The sequence below is a fragment of the Paracoccus homiensis genome, assembly GCF_900111675.1.
Taxonomy (GTDB): Bacteria; Pseudomonadota; Alphaproteobacteria; order Rhodobacterales; family Rhodobacteraceae; genus Paracoccus; species Paracoccus homiensis.
On the sequence record NZ_FOHO01000014.1, the window covers coordinates 1 to 22,655 of the forward strand.

Annotated in this window: 21 protein-coding genes and 1 tRNA gene; 8 read left to right on the forward strand and 14 right to left on the reverse strand. The window is 62.5% G+C overall.

The genetic code is table 11. The features are described from left to right. On the forward strand, positions 1-283 hold a 283-nt coding region (locus BMX67_RS15215; protein ID WP_342707925.1), incomplete at its 5' end, for a transposase. Positions 284-512: 229 nt separating this feature from the next. Next, the gene (locus BMX67_RS15220; protein ID WP_139206549.1) at positions 513-2,384 is read left to right on the forward strand and encodes a hypothetical protein; all 1,872 of its coding nucleotides are present in this window, start codon (positions 513-515) and stop codon (positions 2,382-2,384) included. Between the two features lie 21 nt (positions 2,385-2,405). On the opposite strand, the gene BMX67_RS15225 is transcribed toward BMX67_RS15220, so the two are convergent. The 8 genes from BMX67_RS15225 to BMX67_RS15260 form a co-directional block, all read right to left on the reverse strand. Then, positions 2,406-3,014 (reverse strand): hypothetical protein, encoded by a 609-nt coding sequence (locus BMX67_RS15225; protein ID WP_090736868.1) that lies wholly within the window; start codon positions 3,012-3,014, stop codon positions 2,406-2,408. A 72-nt stretch (positions 3,015-3,086) separates the two neighbouring features. Continuing rightward, positions 3,087-4,181 carry a hypothetical protein gene (locus BMX67_RS15230; RefSeq protein ID WP_139206550.1) on the reverse strand — a complete coding sequence of 365 codons (1,095 nt, stop codon included), beginning with the start codon at positions 4,179-4,181 and terminating at the stop codon, positions 3,087-3,089. 344 nt (positions 4,182-4,525) lie between these two features. Further along, entirely contained in the window at positions 4,526-4,870 is a 345-nt protein-coding gene (locus tag BMX67_RS15235; RefSeq protein WP_139206551.1) for a hypothetical protein, read from the reverse strand. A 25-nt stretch (positions 4,871-4,895) separates the two neighbouring features. Further along, positions 4,896-5,828, reverse strand: a complete 933-nt coding sequence (locus tag BMX67_RS15240; protein WP_090736872.1) for an IS5 family transposase — start codon at positions 5,826-5,828, stop codon at positions 4,896-4,898. A gap of 9 nt (positions 5,829-5,837) precedes the next feature. Further along, complete coding sequence (locus BMX67_RS15245; RefSeq protein ID WP_090736874.1) at positions 5,838-6,134, reverse strand: hypothetical protein; 297 nt, start codon at positions 6,132-6,134, stop codon at positions 5,838-5,840. A 353-nt stretch (positions 6,135-6,487) separates the two neighbouring features. Continuing rightward, on the reverse strand, positions 6,488-7,633 hold the full coding sequence (tcmP, locus tag BMX67_RS15250) for a three-Cys-motif partner protein TcmP (RefSeq protein ID WP_090736876.1): 1,146 nt from the start codon (positions 7,631-7,633) through the stop codon (positions 6,488-6,490). After that, positions 7,633-8,400 (reverse strand): DUF5131 family protein, encoded by a 768-nt coding sequence (locus BMX67_RS15255; RefSeq protein ID WP_090737009.1) that lies wholly within the window; start codon positions 8,398-8,400, stop codon positions 7,633-7,635. Before BMX67_RS15255 ends, tcmP begins: the two co-directional genes overlap by 1 nt. A gap of 368 nt (positions 8,401-8,768) precedes the next feature. Next, a tRNA-Ser gene (locus BMX67_RS15260) sits at positions 8,769-8,858 on the reverse strand. Positions 8,859-8,956: 98 nt separating this feature from the next. Between BMX67_RS15260 and BMX67_RS15265 the strand changes: the two genes are divergently transcribed. The 4 genes from BMX67_RS15265 to BMX67_RS15280 all read left to right on the forward strand — a co-directional run bounded on the left by BMX67_RS15265 (position 8,957) and on the right by BMX67_RS15280 (position 14,493). Next, positions 8,957-9,805, forward strand: coding sequence for a DUF2059 domain-containing protein (locus BMX67_RS15265; RefSeq protein ID WP_139206552.1), 849 nt, complete (start codon positions 8,957-8,959; stop codon positions 9,803-9,805). After that, positions 9,802-10,872: an NUDIX domain-containing protein gene (locus tag BMX67_RS15270; RefSeq protein WP_090736880.1), complete on the forward strand. Its 1,071-nt coding sequence runs from the start codon at positions 9,802-9,804 to the stop codon at positions 10,870-10,872. Before BMX67_RS15265 ends, BMX67_RS15270 begins: the two co-directional genes overlap by 4 nt. A 97-nt stretch (positions 10,873-10,969) precedes the next feature. Then, positions 10,970-12,001: a cysteine synthase A gene (locus tag BMX67_RS15275; RefSeq protein ID WP_090736882.1), complete on the forward strand. Its 1,032-nt coding sequence runs from the start codon at positions 10,970-10,972 to the stop codon at positions 11,999-12,001. A 5-nt stretch (positions 12,002-12,006) separates the two neighbouring features. Continuing rightward, positions 12,007-14,493, forward strand: a complete 2,487-nt coding sequence (locus BMX67_RS15280) for a mechanosensitive ion channel domain-containing protein (RefSeq protein ID WP_090736884.1) — start codon at positions 12,007-12,009, stop codon at positions 14,491-14,493. A 76-nt stretch (positions 14,494-14,569) separates the two neighbouring features. Here BMX67_RS15280 and BMX67_RS15285 read toward each other — a convergent pair whose 3' ends face one another. From BMX67_RS15285 to BMX67_RS15300, 4 genes are all read right to left on the reverse strand, one after another. After that, positions 14,570-15,664, reverse strand: coding sequence for an AI-2E family transporter (locus BMX67_RS15285; protein WP_245739482.1), 1,095 nt, complete (start codon positions 15,662-15,664; stop codon positions 14,570-14,572). Between the two features lie 64 nt (positions 15,665-15,728). After that, entirely contained in the window at positions 15,729-18,443 is a 2,715-nt protein-coding gene (gyrA, locus tag BMX67_RS15290; protein ID WP_090737011.1) for a DNA gyrase subunit A, read from the reverse strand. A gap of 172 nt (positions 18,444-18,615) precedes the next feature. Continuing rightward, complete coding sequence (locus BMX67_RS15295) at positions 18,616-19,092, reverse strand: disulfide bond formation protein B (protein ID WP_090736888.1); 477 nt, start codon at positions 19,090-19,092, stop codon at positions 18,616-18,618. Continuing rightward, on the reverse strand, positions 19,089-19,667 hold the full coding sequence (locus BMX67_RS15300; protein WP_090736890.1) for a YqaA family protein: 579 nt from the start codon (positions 19,665-19,667) through the stop codon (positions 19,089-19,091). Before BMX67_RS15300 ends, BMX67_RS15295 begins: the two co-directional genes overlap by 4 nt. 188 nt (positions 19,668-19,855) lie before the next feature. Between BMX67_RS15300 and ypfJ the strand changes: the two genes are divergently transcribed. Next, positions 19,856-20,713: a KPN_02809 family neutral zinc metallopeptidase gene (ypfJ, locus tag BMX67_RS15305; protein ID WP_090736892.1), complete on the forward strand. Its 858-nt coding sequence runs from the start codon at positions 19,856-19,858 to the stop codon at positions 20,711-20,713. A 4-nt stretch (positions 20,714-20,717) separates the two neighbouring features. Here the strand turns inward: ypfJ and BMX67_RS15310 are convergent, their stop codons facing one another. Further along, positions 20,718-20,903, reverse strand: coding sequence for a hypothetical protein (locus BMX67_RS15310; RefSeq protein WP_090736894.1), 186 nt, complete (start codon positions 20,901-20,903; stop codon positions 20,718-20,720). Positions 20,904-20,976: 73 nt separating this feature from the next. Here BMX67_RS15310 and BMX67_RS15315 point away from each other — a divergent pair, with 73 nt between their 5' ends. Then, on the forward strand, positions 20,977-21,438 hold the full coding sequence (locus tag BMX67_RS15315) for a type II toxin-antitoxin system RatA family toxin (RefSeq protein WP_090736896.1): 462 nt from the start codon (positions 20,977-20,979) through the stop codon (positions 21,436-21,438). Between the two features lie 36 nt (positions 21,439-21,474). On the opposite strand, the gene metK is transcribed toward BMX67_RS15315, so the two are convergent. Beyond that, positions 21,475-22,653, reverse strand: coding sequence for a methionine adenosyltransferase (gene metK, locus BMX67_RS15320; RefSeq protein ID WP_090736898.1), 1,179 nt, complete (start codon positions 22,651-22,653; stop codon positions 21,475-21,477). Between the last annotated feature and the right edge of the window lie 2 nt (positions 22,654-22,655).

Here is a 22,655-nt window from a genome sequence, read left to right on the forward strand (position 1 = left end):
GCCCCGCAAGAACGCGAAGCCCTGGAAGACGATCACCGCTGGAGCCGTGGCGCGAAACGAGGCCCTGCGCGCGGTGAAATACCTGGGCCGCGCGCTCTGGCGACGATGGAGCGGATACCACCGCCGAAGCCGCGTCGAGACAAAGATGCATTGTGTGAAGTTGCTGGGGCAGCGGCTCATGGCGCGGGACTTCGACCGTCAGGTCGCTGAACTCCAGGTCCGAATCGCCGTCCTGAACGGATACACCGCGCTCGGCATACCCGTCACGGAAGCTGTGGGATAAGTCCGTCCGGGGAAGGGGGAACCTCGGCCATCACCCGATTTGTGCAACAGAGTCCAGCGTGAGCCTCATGGATTTCAGCTATTATCAGGCAAAGCCCCAACTGCATGACGCATTCGGGGCGGCATTTGACCAGTGTTATCGCGCACCAGAGGGCTCCGAATTGCGCCTGCGCCTCGAAGCCCTCTGGCGAGAAATGAGGTTGTAAACCCACAGAAACGGAGTCTTAGCCGTGAACAAGACCTCAGAGGATCGAGCCATGCAGCCTATTGGGGATTTGGCCCTTGACGATGACAAGGCCGTGAACGCCGTCAGCACCGGGGAGCGGCTTTCGCGCAAGCGCCGGACCGTCCGACGGACGGCCTCGAGGGCAGCGCTTCTTGGTTTTGTGGCGGTCCTTTACCACCCTACGCCTTCCGTTGCCGATCAGGTCGCATCCGTCATCGGGTGTTCGGTCGGCAGCACGCATCTCTACTGCAGCGATCCTACCATTCTCGTGTTGCGAGACGCTTTGGACGCTGCCTGGCCTGAGGCGCAGCGTTCTCTCGGTACGGGCGCAATGGTCGATCAAGATACCGCCTATCGCGACACGGTCTTGTCCTGCGGCGGGGATCGGGTCTGCCTGATCACTGCGGTGGCCGAGCAGGTTGGAACTCTGCGTGGCTGGGCATATCCGGAGCCTACCGATGCTCCTGTGCTGGCACCCCCCGAAACCGAGGCGCCACAAGCGGATACTCCAGCGCAGGCGGACGCTGCCGAGATCGCAGCGCTGCTGGGCTGCGACGGCAACGTCAAGCCCGCACGTTGCGCTGACCCTTCCATCGACGCTTTGGCGACGGACCGCATAGCCTCTGCGCGGGAAATGATCCAGGCGGATCCGGGGATGGCCGCGGCAGACAAGGTTGACAGATCGATGTTGTCGCGGGCGCTCGAGCGATGTGCGGACGATCTGTCTTGTGTGCGCCAGGCGCTGACCATGTCGACGGAGTCGATCCGCGGCATGGCTGGATTGCCGCCGAAGATGGAAGGCCCCGGAGAGGGGGCATTGGATGAGGATGTTCGCTCGCTGGTTCGACGTGCAGAGGACGCGGCGCGGACCCGGAACACCTCCCAGATCGCTGCGGCGGAAGCCGAGGCCAAGGCCGTCGAAGAGCGGCTGACAGCCGAAGCCGCATCGCGGGAGCAGACACTTGTCTCGCAGGCGCAGAGAACGGCTGATGCGTATGCGTCCGAGTGGATGGCGGCCACCACCGCCCTGTCACCCTATCCGCAATCCCTGGAGACATTCGCGCGGATCTACCAAACACCCGAAGCATGGGTTGAATGGCGCGACAGCAGCTGCCGCCAGTATCCCGAGCCGCTTGCCTGCATGGCGCAGGCTACTTTTGACAGGGAACGGATGGCGGCGCTTGCCGCCGAGCAGTTGGAAATTGGCCAGCAGAGTGCGGCGCGGGCGGCAGAGATTGCGCGAGAACGTGCCCTCGAGGCCGCGCGACTTGAGGAGCAGAGGCTCGAGGCCGAGACTCGGCTCGCGGCGCAGCGACAGGAGGCGGCAGAGCGGCTGACCCGGGAGATGGCCCCCGCCGAGCTTGCCAAGATCTTTCCCGAGAACAGCCTGCTACTGCATCTTGTCCACGGCGACTTCGACACGCTCGACGCCGAGCTGCGCGAGATGGTCGAACGCGAATATGCCGGCAAGATCTCGGCAACGATTGGGCTTTTGGCTCCGGGCAGGGCAGAAGAGATCAGAGCGGGGATCATCGGGAACCGACGAAACCTGTTTGCGGCCAGCTACGCGGTGACGCGTTTCAGAGAATTGGGCGCCTGCGGCGACCGTATTGTGAAGACCTTTCTGAGGTCCGTGTCAGGAACCGAAACGCGAACTTTGTCGGGCCGGGTCGTGGATCGTACCGAAGGTTTCGATGTCTATATCGACATCCCACGTCAGTTCGCCCGTTACATCCGACGCACCGGTGTGGATGACAGCGACCTCTTCATTGAGGAGGTCCGCGCGATGGGGTGCAACCACCCCTCGCGCCGCGTAGTCGAGGACAACCTCGTGGCGTTCGCCGAACGGCGCGACTTCATCCCATGGCGGCCCTGAGCCGGCCAGCCGGGGAGGACCTCACAGCCCCGAGCGGAAGACCGGGAGACGACCGTCGAAATACGCCCGCATGTTGCCCTCCATTGCGCGGCGCGTGTCGCTGTCGCAGCCCATCGCTTCGGCGATCCGCTCGAACCGGCCGATATCTGCGCGCAGCGTCCCCGGCGCAGCGATGAGGATATCAGCGAACCCGGCCAGCGCGGTGAATTCCGTCTCCGACGTTGACCCATATTCGCGACTTTCGAAGCTGCGGCCGCGGTACCAGTCGGTGACCGGGGTCGACGTGTGGATCATTGTCGTTACCGGATCGCCGCAATCGCCAAGAACCGCGTATCGCGCCAACGCCCACTGCGCGGCGATGTCCGCGAAGGCGCGCTGGCTGTTTGCGCCACCACTCTGGCTGGCCACCTGTTTCCAATTGGTCATCGAGCCCCCATTTGCGCTGATGAAACGTGCCCGCCCAATCCAATCGATCCTGTTCCAGTCGCCATGGAGAAAGAGCGTGAGAATGCTTCCGGGCCAATCCGGCCCGGCCGCGTCGATCGCGCTGGCGTCCGCGACCAGCCCGACGAAAGCCAGTTGCCCCGGCGAAACCCGTGCCGGAAGGCCAGCGAGATAGGCAGCCCGCATGTCATCGTACCGGGACAGAAGGTTCCGGCGCGGATTGCCCTGGTCCGACCACAGAAAATGATAGGGCGCGGACTACAGCGCGACCTCGGCCATGAGCTCCTGGGCCTCATCCGATGCGGCGCCTTCCGGCCACGACTGGTTCACCCAGCGCGGATCAGGCCGGTTTCGGGTCATCAGGTAGTAGAGCCGTGAAGTCAGAACGAAGATATCCTCGTCGGCGGGGGTGCCGAAGCGGGCGTTCCAGGCCTCGTGATGCGCACCCGGGCGGGCGGTCTCGCCGATCCCACAGTCAAAGTTCTCGACCTGCCCGAGCGTCGCATAGGGATCCTCAATCAGACGGGCGAAGGCCGCATCGCAGTCGACGTCACCGAGGGTCAGCAGCACCAGTCGCAGATCATCGAGGTCCGGCACGAACGCGCCGCTGAAGATCGATCTCGTGATCTCGTCCTCTGCAATTCCGAGAGCCGCAGCGTATTTGACGAACTGAGCGACGACATCACCGCTCACATCCAGTCGGTCCGCGATCTGGCGCGCCGCGCCCGCGTGGACGACCGGCTCGGGGGATGGCGCTGGCGGAACGCGCTCGAGGAAGACGGACTTCTCGATCGGGTGGATCGGCATGCCCGGACCGGTGAGAAAGGCTGCGACAAGGTTGTATTCCTCATCGACCGTCCGGAACAGGCGATGGATCTCCGGGCAGGCCGCCTCCATGCCGTCGAAGCCGTCCATCAGGCGCATCAGCCAGGCCAGCTGCATCACCCGGGGCTCCGGCCCGGCGTACCAGATATGACGGGTCCCCAACGGCTGCGGCGGCGGGTTCTGGGCGACGCTCGCAAGTAGCTCTCCGTAGTCGCCGGCAAGGATCACCGTCTCGACGAGGATGCAGGAATCCCCGAGGCGCTTGACATAGCTCGGGCGGTACCTTTTGCGCTCATCGCGTTTGCCCTGCGGGATCAGAGCGAAGAGCCTGCCGTATTCCGGATGCGCGGGCACCTCGGCGATGGCCGGAAGATCCGGGGCCGTGTACCATCCCGGGCGGCCCGAGGGATCCGGCAAGTCCGGCAGGGTCACGAGGTCGATCTCGGTCCAAGGGTCGGCCGTTGCCGGAGCGGCCGGCAAGGCCAGTGCGGCAGTTACAAAACCAACCAGAGCAATGAGTTTCTGCACGAACCAATCTCCCAAATTGTTAGGGCATCCGAATTTCGTGGTATGTATTCGACGGGCCAATCGGTTCCGAAACTCGAATTTCGTGATCGATGTTCATTCCCTCGCATTAACCTTCTGACTCAAATAAAGTGGTTGAGGCAGTCGCACCGGAGCCTAGCGGGATCGAGGGGGAAGCAGTGTTATGTGAGCGGCTGCATGCCCACTCCGGAGACCGTCCTGCGCGGGGGCGGTGGAAGATGGCCGACAGCACAGTCAATACCTCCTGCTCAGCCGCGTTAACTGGATGAGGAACGCTTGGCCCATCCCCGCCAGCGCCTGTAAGGTTGAGTGCCGTTCCTTGCCGCTCATTCCAGTGCCTCAAGCCTTTCAATCAGGACATCCTCGCGCGAGGCCGCTGGCAGGTCCAGCAACTCGCCGTTCAGTGCGAAGGCCGGAACCCCGCGACGCCCTCCGTCTGCAAATAGCTTCTGGAGGAGCTCGGTATTGCGGCGAAAATCGGCGTCGGCCGCGACGATGTTGTCGGGGTGGAAACAGGCGGTATACGCTTCAACCCCCGGATAGATGTTCATCGCGCGGATGCCATGCTCAAATATCTGCCGCTGCTCGGCATTCTCGATATAGGGCCAGTGCTTAAGGATATTTGCATCGGGAAACCAACTCGGCATTGTTGCAGAAGTCGACTTCAGCACATGATGGCCCTTTCCCCAGCTGAGGTCAGGCCACGCGTTCGATCTCGGCGGTGCCGAGGGCGTTGAAGCGGTTCATCAAGGCCACGCGGATGTGGATCTCGGCTGTCTGGCGGTCGGGGTCCCTCGAGGCGATCCGCTCGCCGAAGGATTTCAGGTTCCTCATCCGGGCCTCGACCCGGCTGCGGACATGATAGCCGGACCACCTTTTCCAGATCGTCCGGCCGAGGCGCCGGGTTGCCCTCAGGATGTCGTTGCGGGCCAAGGCGGCGGGGCAATCTTCCTTCCAGAGGCGGCCATTTCTGCGGATGGGAATGATCCCTGTGCCACCGCGCGCGAGGATCGCCGAATGGCAACGGCGAGTGTCGAAGGCGCCATCACCGGTAACGGTGCCGATGTCCTCGTCTTTCGGGATCTGGTCCAGAAGATCAGGGAGCACGGGGCTGTCGCCCGCGCAGCTAGAGGTGAATTCCACCGCCCGGATGTCGCCGGTCGCCGTGTCCATCGCCAGATGGACCTTGCGGTACTGGCGACGGCGGTGGGTGCCATGCTTCCTCGCCAGCCACTCTCCGTCGCCCAGGAACTTGATCCCGGTGCTGTCCACCAGCAGGTCCAGAGGGCCCGGAGCCCGGCGCGACGAAAGCTGGACCGCGATTGTCTTCTGGCGGCGGCTGAGCGTGGAGAAGTCCGGTACCGGCCAGTCCAGACCAGCCATCTTGAGGATGCTGGCGACCATTCCGGTCGTTTGCCGAAGCGGCAGGCCGAAGAGCACCTTGATCATCAGGCAGAACTGGATGGCGGCGTCGGAGAAGACCGGCGGACGTCCGGGCTTGCCTGCCTTCGGCGCAAGCCAGTCCACGTCCCGGTCTAGCCAGACAAGCAGCGATCCGCGCCGCTTCAGCGCGTCGTTATAGGATTTCCAGTTGGTCGTACGGTACCGGGCAGGTTCGGGCTTGCTCATGGCAGGCTTTTAACCCACCGGATTCACGCCGTGAATCCCGGAAGCTGATGAGTTCTGCAACAACACCCCGTAGACCTCCTTGGAGCGCTGGCGGAGCTTTTCCTCCTCAGAAAGGCGATCGAAGTTGGCGCCGGCGAATGCGTCGACTATATCCGGGAACACATCTTCGCTCCAGACGGTGGCGCCGGCGTGACGGGGCCGGATGCCAGGATTCTCAATAATAATGGCGAAATTGTTTGCCTTGATGCCAAAACATTCCAGGCAGGCAGCAATAGAAAATTTTTTGCGATAAATGACCGGAAGCATAGAGAGCTATTTGGAGAATGTAACTTCTATTTTTGCGTGCTGGTCAAGAGATTTGGAGAGGTGATGATTGTTGCGAGACTGGTTCCCTATGATGACGTGTCCCATTGGGAGTGCAACAATTTAATGAGGGGTGGAAAGGGATCGCCATCGCGAAATCTTGGTATCGATGAGTTTTCGAGGAATTATTGCAGCACTCCAGACGCTCTGTTCAGGGCAAATTCCGCGAAAGTGTTCGATGAAAAGAGCGTTCACAAGGTTTCCCGAGACGTTGATGTTATGAAAAGCATTCGAGGGATGCTACCAAACCTTCCAATTGGTGAGTGAGACGCATTGCCGAACCGACACCCGGCTATTCAATCTGCGGGCGGCCACAGGCGTGTGGTTGATTTTGGAGTCTTTTTTGTGCCGGAAAAAGAGAAGCTCAGTCGTCCTTCATTTCGCTGTTCCACAGCAATCTTGTTAAGATGAGTTCTACGGACGGGCACCTGCTCCATCACCTCGCTGGCGAGTGGCCCGAATGCGATACCCGGTCTCTGCGACACCGTCCGCAGCAGGAGTTCCGTAGCCCGCCCGATGTGACCAGAGCATCCGACCCCGTCGCGATCGGTTTCGAACGCGATGATCTGGTCCTCTGGAAATAGCTGCGACTGTCCGCTTTCCACCGTCTCAATGGTATGGCGCGTGCGGACGGCTTCCTTTTCCACTTTTTCCTGAATTGTCCGGAAAACCTCGACGCCGACTCCGCTGTGGGTGCCTAGGATTAGCCTCATCTTGATCCTATCTTCACGCGGTTTCCGAATGGCCATATCAGTAAGATACGTGGCGGCCCGGGCCTCCCTCATCTTGGCCTTAAGGAGCTGCAGGATCTTGGCTTCGTTGGAGGAGTCCTCCGGCATCGCTTCGAAAGCATCCTTCCAGACAGGATCCGCCAAGAAACGGCCGACAGAAGCCGAGACACCATCCCAGCCGGCATGCCTGTTCACCTCTTCGGCCATGAAGTTGAAAAGGAATTCGCCGTTCAGGCTCCGCAGAAAGTGAAAGACCTTGGCAGACTCGACATTCCATCCGGTAGGGTCGATGAATGTAAAGGTAAAGCCGCTTTGGCAGGCAGACCGAATATCGTCCAGGTTGTCTTCGAAAGCGTCCGAAAAAACCCGAATATCGAATTCTGGTTTGTCAGCCGCGAATTCTTGTAGCTTTGCGACAGAAGCAGGATTGCGTTCGCAAAATCGAAAGCGAACTTTCAGCCCGCTGCGCCCCATGTCGAGCAATGACCGGCGCACGGTTTCCAATGTCTCGATGGCTTGGGAGAACGAGGCGTCCGAGTACATGTTCGTGTCTGAAACCCGCCAGGGACCCGCAAACGCATCAACGAAGTTGAAGATCGGTGATCTACCCTGGAAAAGCTTGTAGGCCGCAGACTCGAGATACTTGTTGAGAAACAGGTGCTTAATGAAGGATTGCTCGCGCCCTTGGTAATTCTCGATCCGCGGCGGCATCAGGCATCCTCGGGCTGAAGAGCGCGAAGCATTGGCTCGGGAACGACCTGCCAGGGAAACCCATTCCACTCTTCTCCGTCTAGAAGTCGGCCGCCGGATTTCGGCCTGGCGCCGCCCCACTGTTTGAAGAAGAATGCCACATCGTCACGGTCGCAGAGGTCCCGAATTTTCCGGGCCCAGCCTTCCTCCATCGGTCGAGCGCGAGGCCCGCTCTCTCCTCCAACGATAGCCCACGCGACACCTTGCAGGTCGACGTCCTCGATTGGTCCGAGGAGCGGCTCAAACGAGATGAAACGTGCGTCGGAATTGATCTGCTTCAGGTACTCGATCCGGCTGCTATGCGCCGCGTCCTCGACCGAAACGCCGAGCCAGATGTGACGCGGGACTTGGCCACCCTCATATCGCTTCCGGACGTAGTTGCGCATAAGCGAGCTGCGCTTGGTGAGCACTTGGTAAACGTGCCAGTCCGCCGCTTCCATTGCATCGAACACCTGGTCGACGAAAACGCGGTCGATGTCCTTGTGGAACAGGTCGCTCATCGAATTCACGAAGATCATCCGCGGCTTTTTCCAGAGCGTCGGCTGCTTCAGCCTCGATGGCCATAGTGTCAGGTCGAAGCCCTGCTCGTAGGGGTGTCCGACGATTCCCCGCCAGCGCTCTGCAAACCGCTCAGCATAGCAGTTGTCACACCCGGGACCGACCTTCGTGCACCCGGTTACCGGGTTCCACGTGGCATCCGTCCATTCGATTTCTGATTTCTGCGCCAACTGCCACCTCAATGATTTTGCTTGAAAAGCTAACACATGGGCGGTTCGGTACAAAGAGAGAACATGGGGCGCGCACATCGGTCACCCAACTAGCGTCGTCGGATCGGTCCGATTTCTGTTCCTTCCCCGCAGATGCGACTGTCGTCAAAGTGTGCAGGTTTGAGCGATACTTTTGTTGTTTTTTCAATAGCATGCAGGCTCTACACCGAACCAATGCAGTCGAGAGGTCCGGAGAATATCGGCCCGGAGAGACCACTTTCGGGCCTCCTGGCAGCAGGCTCGGTGCTCAACATCACCCGTATAACCCCCGAAAACAACGAGAAAATCCGGCCGCGGACGGATCGGGAGCACGATTTCGCGAGGGCAAGTGGCGGAGAGGGTGGGATTCGAACCCACGGAACCCTTGCAGGCTCAACGGTTTTCGAGACCGCCCCGTTCGACCACTCCGGCACCTCTCCGCGCTTTCTTGGGTGGTGGCGGGGATTTAGAAGGGTAGGGGTTGAAGCGCAAGGGGGTTTCGACGAAAAATCGCGAAATTCGTATCGAAGGGCGCAGGATGACCCGATTTTCTGGAGCTTGGATTGGCGCGGCAGCCGGTCTTGCGCTGTGCCATTCGACCTTGGCCGAGGCGCAGCCACGGGCGGATTCGCAACGCCTGTGGCAGGTTCTGCAACTGGATGCGCTGATGCAGGTGATGGCGGCCGAGGCGCTGGCCGAGGCCGAAACGATGGAGCAGGGCAGCTTTCCGCGCGGCGGTGACGGATTGTGGCTGGATGTGGTCGCCGAGATCCATGACCCGGCAACACTGGAATCGCTGTTCCGCGAAGGCGTTTCAGGGGCCGTCGAAGCGGTTGATCCGCAGGATCTGGGCCGGGCGCTGGATTTCTATGCGACCGCGCTGGGACAGCGTGTGATCGGGCTGGAACTGTCGGCGCGCGAGGTGGTTCTGGACCCCGCCGCCGAAGAGGATGCCGAAAGCGATTTCGCCTTTGCGCAGGCCAGTGACGATCCGCGGGTCGACCAGATCCTGCGCTTTATCGAGTCGGGCGATCTTCTGGACCTGAATGTCGCCGGGGCGATGAATGCGGCGCTGGCCTTTTCCTTTGGCTACGAAGAGGCGGGCGGCTACCAGATGCCGATGAGCGAACAGCAGCTGCTTGCCGATGTCTGGGGCCAGGAGGCGCAGATACGCGAGGATGTCGAAAGCTGGATGCTGTCCTATCTGTTTCTGGCCTATTCACCGCTGAGCGATGCGGATCTGGAGGCGTATATCCGCTTTCAGGCTTCGGATGCGGGGCACGCCCTGTCACGGGTTCTGTCGGCGGGTTTTGATCGGTTGTTCACCGAAACCTCGCATAATATGGGTTTTGCGTTCGCCACACAGATGAGAGGGCGCGAGTTGTGACAAATCCTGTGCTGTTGATCGGGCCCTTGGCCGAGCCTGCGGTCTGCGATGCCTTGGGCGTTCGGGGCGAGGTGTTGACCCTGCCCGGGTCCTTGTCCGGTGCGGACCGTCATGGGTTGCAGCGCGGCGACTGGCCCGTCTATGGCGCTGGTAACGGCCAGATCGCCGCCCGCAGGGTTGAACCGAACGCGCAATTGCATCGCTTTGCGGCGGTGATGGGCCTGCATGAAATTCGGATCGACGGGCAGCCTGCCCTGGGGGCGTGCGATGGGCGGGCCTACGGGGTTTGGATTGCGGATCGGCAGGGGGATCTGTTGGCCGAATTGGTGCGGATGATCCTGGCCGAGCCTGCGGATCTGGCCGCGGATCGCATCGCGGCGCGGTTGCCGATGATGGGGGTCTGGGCCTCTAGCTGCCTGCGTGCGGCGGCGGGGCCGCGCAGCGGTGGGAATGTGGTGGCGCCGCGCGGGCCGGGCGATATCCGCGTCAGCCATTACGAACAGCCCTATGCCGGGTATTTCGCCATCCGCAAATGGCAGCTGACCCACCGGACCCATGATGGCGGCATGACCCAGCCGATGACGCGCGAGGGCTTCGTTTCGGGCGATGCGGTGGTCGTGCTGCCCTATGATCCGGTGCGCGACCGGGTCCTGGTGATCGAGCAGTTCCGCCTTGCCCCCGCCTTGCGGCAGGATCCGCAGCCTTGGCTACTGGAACCGATCGCGGGCCGCGTGGATGCGGGCGAAACCGTCGAGGCGGCGGCCCTGCGCGAGGCCAGGGAAGAGGCGGCCTTGCAGATCGACCGCCTGATTCCCGGCATTCATCACTATCCAAGCCCCGGCGCGCTGGGGGAATTCCTGTATATGTTCGTTGGTCTTGCCGATCTTCCCGACGATGTGACCGGTGTTCACGGACTGGACAGCGAGGCCGAAGATATCCGTGGGCATCTGCTGTCGCGGCAGCAATTGCGCGACATGGTGATGGCCGGACAGATCACCAACGGCCCCTTGTCGATGCTGTCGCTGTGGTTGGAAAACCGGCCGGATCTGATCGCCGGGGAACCGTAGGCGCGATCGCCCGTTGTCAGATGGTGGCGGGGTTGCCCCCGTGGTCCGGCCATGTGTAGGTAAACGTCACATACGCATCTGACAGAAGGCCGGACCTATGCGAATTTGCTCTGATCTTTCCGACGCGATCGGAAACACGCCGCTGATCCGGCTGAACCGCGCCAGCGACGAAACCGGCTGCGAGATTCTTGGCAAGGCCGAGTTTCTGAACCCCGGCCAATCGGTCAAGGACCGTGCCGCATTGTACATCATCCGCGACGCGGTGGCGCGCGGCGATCTGAAGCCGGGTGGTACCATCGTCGAAGGAACCGCGGGCAATACCGGTATCGGCATCGCGCTGGTCGGGGCGTCGCTTGGGTTCAAGTCGGTGATCGTGATCCCCGAAACCCAGAGCCAGGAAAAAAAGGACATGCTGCGTCTGGCCGGGGCCACCCTGGTCGAGGTGCCGGCAGCCCCTTACAAGAACCCCAACAACTATGTGCGCTATTCGGGTCGTCTGGCGGCGGAACTGGCCAAGACCGAGCCGAATGGCGCGATCTGGGCGAACCAGTTCGACAACATCGCGAACCGTCAGGCGCATGTCGAAACCACCGGGCCGGAAATCTGGGATCAGACGAATGGCAAGGTCGATGGCTTTATCTGTGCCGTCGGTTCGGGCGGGACACTGGCCGGGATCGCCATGGCGCTGCAACCACGTGGCGTCAAGATCGGTCTGGCCGATCCCGAAGGGGCGGCGCTGTATTCGTTCTATACCACGGGCGAATTCGACAGCCCCGGCAGCTCGATCACCGAGGGGATCGGGCAGGGCCGCATCACGGCCAATCTGGAAGGCTTCACGCCCGACATGGCCTATCGCATTCCCGATGCCGAGGCGCTGCCGGTGGTCTTTGACCTGCTGGAATACGAAGGCCTGTGCCTGGGCGGATCGTCCGGGATCAATGTCGCCGGCGCGATGCGCATGGCCCGCGACATGGGGCCGGGCCACACCATCGTCACGATCCTTTGTGACTATGGCAACCGCTATCAAACGAAACTCTTCAATCCGGAATTTCTGCGGGCCAAGGGCCTGCCCGTGCCCGGCTGGATGACATCGGGCCGTTCTGACCTTCCGGAAGTATTCGAGGACTGAACTGCATGTTACGCGCGCTCATAGCCGTCTTTCTGACGGCGTTGATGCTGATTGCCTCGCCTGTGGCCGCGCAGGATACGGCGATCAACTATGAGGAATGGGAAACCGTTGCGAGCAAGGCCGAGGATCAGCTGTCTGAGCCCGAGGTCCCAAACGAAACGCTGGCCCAGACGCGCCAGCAGGTCGTCGAATGGCGAGCCCGGTTCGATCAGGCACAGGACGCCAATTCGGGCCGGATCTCGACGGTAAATCAACAACTCGCCGCCCTTGGCGATCCCCCGGCCGAAGGGGAGTCTGAGGACGAGGAAGTCGCCAATCGCCGGGCGGTTCTGGAAAAGCAGCTGGCCGAATTGCAGGCCCCGCGTCTCAGCGCGGTCGAGGCGTTCAGCCGCGCGGATGCGATCATCAAGCAGATGGACGAGGCCACTGCGCGGCGTCAGGCAACGGCATTGGCGCGGGTGTCGCCTTCGCCGCTTTTGCCGTCCAGCTGGCTGGCCGCGGGTGAAGACACGCTGCAACTGGCCGAAGGGCTGTGGCTGGAAGGCGAGGATCGCAGCACCGATCAGACCATCTGGCAACAGCTGAAGCCACAACTGCCCAAGGTGCTGGCCTATCTGGCGGCCGCGATCGTGCTGCTGACCTATGGTCGCTGGTGGGTCGATACGCTTCCCTCGCGCCTGTCGGCCCGCGCCTCTGAACATTCGCGCGCCGTGGTCGTCTTTGTCACCTCGCTGGGGCAAATCGCGATCCCGATGATCGGGCTGTATCTGCTGATCAGCGCGATCACCGCCAGCGATCTGCCGGGTCCGTATTCACGGCCCTTCTGGGACGCGTTGCCGATTGCGGGCGTGATCCTGTTCAGCGGGTTGTGGCTGACGCGTCAGCTGTTCCCGGCGAAGGCGATCAACTACGACACGCTGACCATGCAGCCCAAGCCACGCAACACCGCGCGTCGCATGACGGTCATGCTGTCGCTGGTCTTTGCGGTCCATTCGCTGCTGTCGCAGGCACTTTTGCAGGGGTCGGGCCTCTACGAGCGGGTCGAGGACAGCCAGAACCGCGTGCCGATGGTTTTCAGTGATGCCGGTTCGGGCGTCATTCATTATGTGCTGGTGCTGCTGGCCGGGCTCGCCCTGTTCCGTCTGGGCAAGGCGCTGCGCAGTCTGCGCCGCGTCGATTCGGGCGAGGCGCAGACTTATCGCCATACGATCCTGTCGGTCGTGGGCACGCTGACCCGGATCCTGGTGATCGCATCGGTCATCATCGGCGCGATGGGCTTCGTGACATTCGCGAATGTGCTGATCTGGCCCTGGTCGCTGACACTGGCGCTGATCGCGTTGCTGATCTTGTTGCAGGATTTCATCGCCGACCTGTTCGACATGCTGAAGCGCGGGCAGGAAGGCGCGCGCGACGGGCTTGCGCCGCTGCTGATCGGGTTTTCGCTGATCCTGCTGTCGATCCCGCTGTTCCTTGTCATCTGGGGTGCCCGTCGCACCGACCTGGCCGAGATGTGGAACAATTTCCGGCAGGGGATCAGCCTTGGCGGCATCACCCTGTCACCGGGATCCGTGCTGACCTTCTTTGTGCTGTTCGCGATCGGCTATTCGATCACGCGCGGCGTTCAGGGCGCGTTCCGCAGCTCGATCCTGCCCAAGACGCGGCTTGATGCGGGCGGTCAGAACGCCGTCGTATCCGGGATAGGCTATGTGGGCATCGTCATTGCGGCATTGATCGCGATCACTTCGGCGGGCATCGACCTCAGTTCGCTGGCGATCGTGGCAGGTGCGCTGTCGGTCGGTATCGGTTTCGGTTTGCAGAATATCGTGTCGAACTTCGTGTCCGGCATCATCCTGCTGATCGAGCGTCCAGTCAGCGTTGGCGACTGGATCAGCGCGGGGGGCCAACAAGGCATCGTCAAGCGCATCTCGGTCCGTTCGACGCAGGTCGAAACCTTCGACAAGACCGAAGTGATCGTCCCCAATAGCGATCTGATCAGCCAGCCGGTCACCAACTGGACCCGCCACAATCAGACCGGGCGGATCATCATTCCCGTCGGCGTCGCCTATGGCAGCGACACCCGCCGCGTTCAGGAAATCCTGATGGAGATCATCGAGGATCAGCCGCTGGTGACCATCGACCCGGCCCCCGCGGTGCTGTTCCGCGCCTTTGGTGCCGACAGCCTGGAATTCGAGATCCGCGCCGTGCTGTCGGATGTGGGGGCAGGGCTGGGCGTCACGTCCGAGGTCTGTCACCAGATCGCGGAACGCTTCAAGGCCGAGGGGCTTGAAATTCCCTTCGCTCAGCGAGACATCTGGCTGCGCAATCCCGAAACCTTGCGGGGCGACGGGGCGCGTCAGGATCGGGAAGATCAGCCCAAGCCCATCGCACAAACCCGTCAGGACGCCCCGCGCCCGGACCCTCGGATCGCCTTTGACGATGCCGATGACGGTGCCGACATGCCCGACGCGGGCGGCGACGGCGACGGACGCTAGGGGCGGCTTTCGAACACGGAAAAGGCGGCGCAGTTTCCCTGCGCCGCCTTTTTTCATGCCGCCGGATCGGGTCGTGTCAGGCGACCAGCGTGGGGGGCCTGATCTGGTCGTCCTCGCTGCCGTCATCGGGCAACCCTTCGCGCGACAACAGCACCGCCACCGGGCGCAGCCACGGGATGTGGGCACAGACGATCATCAGGGCCACCATGATCGGGACCGCAAGAAACATCCCCGGAATGCCCCAGATCGCGCCCCAGAAAGCAAGGCTCAGGATGATGCCAAAGCTGGACAGGCGCAGCGTCTGACCCAGCAGCATCGGGTCCAGAACGTTGCCGATGACGAATTGCACCAGCGTGCAGGCCAGCCCGACCACGACCGTCAACGTGGTATCGCCCGACAGAACGAAGGCCAGAACCGCCGCGATGGCGGTCGCGATGATCGACCCCAGCGAGGGGATGAAGTTCAGGATGAAGGTCAACAGTGCGATCGGCCCCGCAAGGCCCAGCCCGGCCAGCGTGAAGATCAGCCAGACCGCGACGGCGGTCACCGCGCTGACACCGGCCTTCACCACCAGATAGCGGTTCACGCGATGCATGATCGAGGCGATGATCCGGCGCACGCCCATCGCGCGGTCCGGGTCACCGATCAGCCTTTCCATCTTGGTGGGGAACCAGACCTGTTCGGCGAACATGAAGCCGACGAACAGGATCACAAGCACGCTGCCCGACAACACGCCCGAGGCCTGCCCGGCCAGCGAACGGATCCAGCCGGTGATGTTGAAATTGGAAATCGCCGTCAGCACGCGTTCCTGTGCCTCGGGGCCAAGCCAGCCGGTCAGCGTGGGCAGGGCGGCCTGCGCCTGTTCGGCATAGGTGATCGCGGTCAGCACCACCTCGTTGACCTGTGACACGATGGTGGTCGAAATCCACAGGATCGCCAGCGTGATCCCGATCAGGGCCAGCGTTGTGCCCAGCCATTTCGGCACTTTCAGCCGGTGCGAGATGGCAAAGATCGCATCCGTGGTCAGTGAAAACAGAATAATGGCGATGGCCAGCGAAATCAGGATGAACCGCGCCTGAACCAGCATGAACAGCAGCAGGCCAAAGGCGATGATGCCCAGAAACCCTGTCTGCAACCTTTCCCGAAGAACCGTTTCCCGCGAGTTGTCCAAGTATTTCCCTGTCGTTTTTATAGACGACGGGCCGGCGCATCGCACCGGCCCGTCGCAATGAAGATTAGCTGTCGTCGCCTGCCTCGCCGCCGGCCTCGGCATCGGCCTCTGGCTCGGCATCGCCCTGTTCGGCAATCCGGGCGACCGACACCACGACCTCGCCATTGGTCGTGTTGAAGACCCGGACCCCGCCCGCGCTGCGCGAACGAAAGCTGATGCCTTCGACCGGCACCCGGATCGACTGCCCGGTCGAGGTTGCCAGCATGATCTGGTCATCGCCCTCGACGGGGAAGCTGGCAACCAGCGGGCCGCCGCGCATGGCCTTGTCCATGCCCATCACGCCCTGACCGCCGCGGCCACGGACCGGATAATCGTGGCTGCTGCTGATCTTGCCCGCGCCCTTGGCGGTGATGGTCAGGATCAGATCCTCGGCCGCCGACATTTCGGCATAGCGTTCCTGGGTGATGTTGCCTTCGGCGACGGTTTCTTCGTCCTCATCGGCCTCGGCCCCGTCATCCAGCGCCCCGGCGACCGCGCGGCGCATTTTCAGATAGGCGGCGCGTTCGGCGGGATCGGCCTCGAAATGGCGGATCACCGACATGCTGACCACGCCGTCGCCATCGGCCAGACGGATGCCCCGCACGCCGGTCGAATCCCGGCCCTTGAATACCCGGACTGCCGTGGTCGGGAACCGGATCGCCCGGCCCATCGCGGTGAACAGCATCACATCGTCATCCTCGGTCGCCATGCGCACCCCGATCAGGCTGACGCCGTCGGGAAGCTTCATCGCGATCTTGCCGTTGGATTTGATATTGGTGAAGTCCGACAGCGCGTTGCGGCGCACATCACCCTGATCGGTCGAGAAAATGACCTGATAATTGTCCCATTCCGCCTCGGGTGCATCCATCGGCAGCAGTGCCGCGATGGAAACGCCGGGCTCGATCGGCAGGATGTTGACGATGGCCTTGCCACGCGCGGTCCGCCCGCCAAGCGGCAGGCGCCATGTCTTCAGTCGATAGACCATGCCATCGGTGGTGAAGAACAGCAGTTCGGTGTGCGTGTTGGCGACGAACAGAGTCGTGACCACGTCGTCTTCCTTGGTCGCCATGCTGGACAGGCCCTTGCCGCCGCGACGCTGCGCGCGGAATTCGGCCAGCGCCGTGCGCTTGATATACCCGCCCGAGGTGATGGTGACGACCATGTCCTCGCGCTCGATCAGGTCCTCGTCCATCATGTCGCCGGACCATTCGGTGATCTCGGTGCGGCGCGGCACGGCGAAGGCGTCCTTCACCTCGCGCAGCTCATCGGCGATGATCGCCATGATCCGTTCGCGCGACGCCAGAATGGCCAGATATTCGCGGATGTCGTCGGCCAGCGTCTTCAGCTCATCCGTGACTTCCTGAACGCCGATCTGGGTCAGGCGCTGCAGACGCAGGTCAAGAATGGCGCGGGCCTGCGTTTCCGACAGGTTGTAGGTACCGTCGTCATTGACCGGATGCAGCGGATCGTCGATCAGTTTCAGATATTCGACGATGTCATGGGCGGGCCAGCGGCGCGACATCAGCCGCTCGCGGGCCTCGGCGGCGTCGGCGCTGCTGCGGATGGTGGCGACGACCTCATCGACATTGCTGACGGCAACGGCCAGACCGCACAGAACATGCGCCCGTTCCCGCGCCTTGCGCAGTTCATAGGCGGTGCGGCGGGCGACGACCTCTTCGCGGAAGCTGATGAAATGGGTCAGGAAGTCGCGCAGGGTCAGCTGCTCGGGCTTGCCGCCGTTCAGTGCCAGCATGTTGCAGCCAAAGCTGGTCTGCATGGGCGTAAAGCGGAACAGCTGGTTCAGCACCACATCGGGGGTCGCGTCGCGCTTCAGTTCGATGACGACACGTACGCCGTGGCGGTCGGATTCATCCTGAACGCTGGAAATTCCTTCGACCTTCTTTTCCTTGGCCAGATCGGCGATCCGTTCGATCAGGTTGGCCTTGTTCACCTGATAGGGGATTTCGTCGATGACGATGGCAAAGCGGTCCTTGCGCGGTTCCTCGATATGGGTCTTGGCGCGGATGATGACGCTGCCGCGCCCATCCAGATACGCCTTGCGCGCGCCCGAACGGCCCAGGATCATGGCGCCGGTCGGAAAATCGGGGCCGGGGATGAATTCCATGATCCGCTCGGTCGGCAGATCGGGGTTGTCGATCAGGGCCAACGTCGCATCGACCACCTCGCCCAGATTGTGCGGCGGGATGTTCGTGGCCATGCCGACGGCAATGCCACCCGCCCCGTTGACCAGCATGTTCGGGAACCGCGCCGGCAGAACCGTCGGCTCGCGGTCCTTGCCGTCATAGTTGTCCTGGAAATCGACCGTGTCCTTGTCGATATCCATCAGCAGATAATTGGCGGGCTTGTCCATCCGCACTTCGGTATAGCGCATGGCGGCGGGGGGATCGCCATCCATCGAACCGAAGTTGCCCTGACCGTCCAGCAAGGGCAGCGACATCGAGAAATCCTGCGCCATCCGCACCAGCGCGTCATAGATCGCACTGTCACCATGGGGGTGGTATTTACCCATGACATCGCCGATCGGGCGGGCGGATTTGCGATAGGGCTTGTCGGCGGTATTGCCGGTTTCGTTCATCGCATACAGGATGCGGCGATGCACCGGCTTCAGCCCGTCGCGCAGATCCGGGATCGCGCGGCTGACGATCACCGACATGGCGTAATCCAGATAGGATGTCCGCATCTCGGACGAGATGTCGATCACGGGGCCGTCGTGATGCATGACTTGGCGTTCGGGTGCGCCCGTTTCGTCACCGGTTTCGGGCGTTTCCGGCAGGTCGTCTTCTGGGGTGTCAGCCACGGAATTTCCTCAACATCTTGTTGGGTTTCGGTATAGCCGACGTGGATGCAGGGGGCAATCTTGCCCCCCTGCTTTTCCCGATTTTCGCCGCGTTTCAGACCGTCTTGCGGCCACGGATCGCGGCCAGGCCCCAGATCACCGCCAGAATGCCCGAGAAAATGGCGTTCCAGCTGGCCATGGACAGGCTCAGAAAGCGCCAGGACACCTCGTCACAGCGCACGACAGGGGCGGCCTCGATCCGGGCCATCAGGTCGCTGGCCGACATGGCGCCGATATTGCCCAGACCGCCGCTGCAATGTTCAGGGCCGGGCCACCACCCGATTTCGACGCCGCTGTGATAGATCGCAAGCCCCATTGCGATACCTGCCGCGGCCATGCCCAGCACCGCGAATGCGCGGACCCACCCGGTCAGCCAGACCAGCCCCGCGATCAGCACGGCGGCGACATGCGGCCAGCGTTGCAGGATGCACAATTCGCACGGGGCATAGCCCGCCGCCTGGAATCCCAGCGCCGCGATCAGCAGCCCGGCAGAGCCGGCACCGGCCAGCAGTGACAGTTTCCGTCCAGTCATAGATACCTCAATGCGACAAAGCCGCCGATCAGGCAGGCCATGAAGATGGTGAAGACAAGGCCCAGCCGTTCCTCGATAAAGCTGCGGATCGGCGGTCCGAACCGCCACAGCAGGCCCGCGACGACAAAGAATCGCGCCGCCCGCCCGATGACCGAGGTCAGGATGAACAGCGGCAGGGAAAAGCCCACCGCGCCGGAAAAGATCGTGATCACCTTGAACGGAAAGGGCGTCAGCGCCGCGAACAGCACCGCCCAGCCGCCATAGATCGCGAATTGCGCGGTCAGATGTTCATAGGCCTGTTCCTTGCCATAGGCAGCCAGGACCCATTGCCCGACGCTGTCCATCAGCGCCCATCCGATCCAGTAGCCCAGCAACGCGCCCAGCACCGATCCCAGCGTGGCGACGCTGGCCACGATCCAGGCGCGTGCGCGGTTGGCCATGACCATCGGGATCATCAGCACATCCGGCGGAATCGGAAAGATCGAGCTTTCGATGAAGCTGACCCCGAACAGGGCAGGGGTGGCATTGCGATGGCTGGCAAGCCCCATGGTCCAGTCGTAAAGCCTGCGCAGCATGATGTCCCTTTCGTTTCTTGCCAGCGGGTTGACCGCAGCCGGGCGCGGGCGTCAAGCATCTTGCCATGATGTCGCGGGGCTGTGATCATCATTGTGTCCGCGCTGCACGCCGGTTTGATCGGAACCGGTCCGACGATCGGGCGGTTGGATCGCAGCCGCGCGGGCGGTCGGGAAGGATGGGTAGACAGATGAAATGGCGTGGCAGGCGGGGCAGCCGCAATATCGAGGATCGGCGCGGCATGCGTGCCGGCGGCGCGGGCGGGGTCGGCATCGTCGGGATGCTGGTGGTTCTGGCCTTCGGGTATTTCTTCGGCATCGACATTTCGCCCGTGGTGCAGGGGCTGGATCAGGGCGGCCCGCAACAGGCCGGACGCCAGTCCGCCCAACTGAGCGAGGCGGATCGGGCTTACGGGGAATTCGTCTCGGTCGTGCTGGCCGACACCGAAGAGGTGTGGTCCGATGTCCTGCCGGCACAGGCCGGGCGCGACTATGCCGATCCGACGCTGGTCCTGTTCAGCGGCGTGGTTCAGTCGGCCTGCGGGGGCGCGTCCTCGGCGATGGGGCCGTTCTACTGCCCGAATGATCGCAAGGTCTATCTGGACACCGATTTCTTCGATCTCATGCGGCAGAAGATGGGCGCGGGCGGGGATTTCGCCTATGCCTATGTCATCGCCCACGAGGTCGGCCATCATATCCAGAACCTTGAAGGCACGCTGCAACAGGTCAACTCTTTGCGCGGCCGGGTCAGTCAGGCGGATTCCAATGCGCTGTCGGTCCTGACCGAATTGCAGGCCGATTGCTATGCCGGTATCTGGGCGCGGCAGGCGAGTGAGCGTTTCGGCACCCTGGAAGAAGGCGATCTGGAAGAGGCGATCGGCGCGGCCCATGCCGTCGGCGATGACGTCATCCAGTCAAGCGCGGGGCGCACCCCCATGCCCGACAGTTTCACGCATGGCAGTTCGGCACAGCGACGCGAATGGCTGATGCGCGGGTTCAACAGTGGTGACATGGGCCAATGCGACACATTCGCCGCCGCAGGCCTGTGACCGATCAATGCGGCACGCGCACGCCACGGCCGTGATCCATCGTCGCCCATTCCGGCCAAAGGCCCGCCTTTTCGATCAGCACAATCGCCAGACCCAGCAGGATGATCGCGAAAACCAGCTTGACCATCTTGGGGCTGGGGGGGTGGCGTGCCCATTTCGTGGCACGTAGAAGCCAGATCAGGTTGTTCATCGCCTTTGCCGCCTGCTAAACGCTGTGCGACGAACCGAACCAGAGCCTGCCTCGAAACTCAAGAGCCTCGCCCGTGCCGCATACAGAAGACCATCGTGAACTGCCCTATACCGCCCAGCAGATGTTCGATCTGGTGGCCGATATCGAAAGCTATCCGAAATTCCTGCCCTGGAACAGCGCCGCACGCATCAGGTCGCGCAGCGAACGTCCGGACGGCGCGACGGTGATCAAGGCCGATCTGGTGATCAGCTTCAAGGTCTTCCGCGAGCGTTTCGGCAGCAATGTGATCCTGTGGCCGCGTGATGAACAGGGCCGGCTGCGGATCGACATCGACTATCTGGACGGCCCGTTCAAATACCTGCGCAGCGCTTGGGTCTTTACCGACCGGCCCGAGGGCAGCTGCCGCGTCGATTTCACGGTCGATTTCGAATTCAAGAACATGATCCTGCAACGCCTGATCGGCGTGGTCTTCGGCGAGGCGATGTCCCGCATCGTCCGCGCCTTCGAGGCTCGTGCCAAGACGCTGTATGGCTGACGAAAAAAGGCCGCCCCTGGGGGCGGCCTTTCGGTCTTAGGTCAGGGCGGCTTTCAGCGCCTCTGCCTTGTCGGTGCGTTCCCAGCTGAACGCCGTCCCGCCGGCCAGCGCATAGGGATCGCGCCCGAAATGGCCATAGCTGGCGGTCGGGCGATAGATCGGATGCAGCAGGTCCAAGTCGCGGATGATCGCGAAGGGGCGCAGGTCGAACACCTCGCGCACGGCCGCGACGATCTTGTCGACCGGGACGGTTTCCGTGCCAAAGCAGTTGAGGCTGATCGAGGTCGGTTCGGCCACGCCGATGGCATAGCTGACCTGGATCTCGCAGCGGCTGGCAAGGCCCGCTGCCACGATGTTCTTGGCAACCCAACGGCCGGCATAGGCGGCGCTGCGGTCGACCTTGGACGGATCCTTGCCCGAGAACGCGCCGCCGCCGTGACGGGCCATGCCGCCATAGCTGTCGACGATGATCTTGCGCCCGGTCAGGCCGCAATCGCCGACCGGGCCGCCGATGACGAACTTGCCGGTGGGGTTGATGAAGTACTTCGTATCCGCCGACAGCCATTCCGAGGGCAGGACCGGCTTGATGATCTCCTCGATCACCGCCTCGCGCAGGTCGTTCAGGCCGATGTCCGGGTTGTGCTGCGTGGACAGCACGACCGCGTCGATCCCCTCGGGGCGGCCATCAGCGCCATAGCGCAGCGTGACCTGCGACTTCGCATCGGGGCGCAGCCAGGACAGCGTGCCGTCGCGGCGCATCTTGGACTGACGTTCCACCAGCCGGTGCGCATAGGTGATCGGCGCCGGCATCAGCACGTCGGTTTCATCCGAGGCATAGCCGAACATCAGGCCCTGATCGCCTGCGCCCTGTTCCTCGAGGCTTTCGCGGTCCACGCCGATATTGATCTCGGGGGACTGCTTGCCGATGATGTTGATAACCGAGCAGGTCGCGCCGTCGAAACCGACATCGCTGCTGGTATAGCCGATATCGTTGATGACGCCGCGCACGATCGATTCCAGATCGACCCATGCGCTGGTCGTGATCTCGCCCGAGATGATCGCCACCCCGGTCTTGACCATGGTCTCGCAGGCGACGCGGGCGCGCGCATCCTCGGCCAGAATGGCGTCGAGGATGGCGTCGCTGATCTGGTCTGCGATCTTGTCGGGATGGCCCTCGGTCACGGATTCCGAGGTGAAAAGCGAATATTCGGTCATAT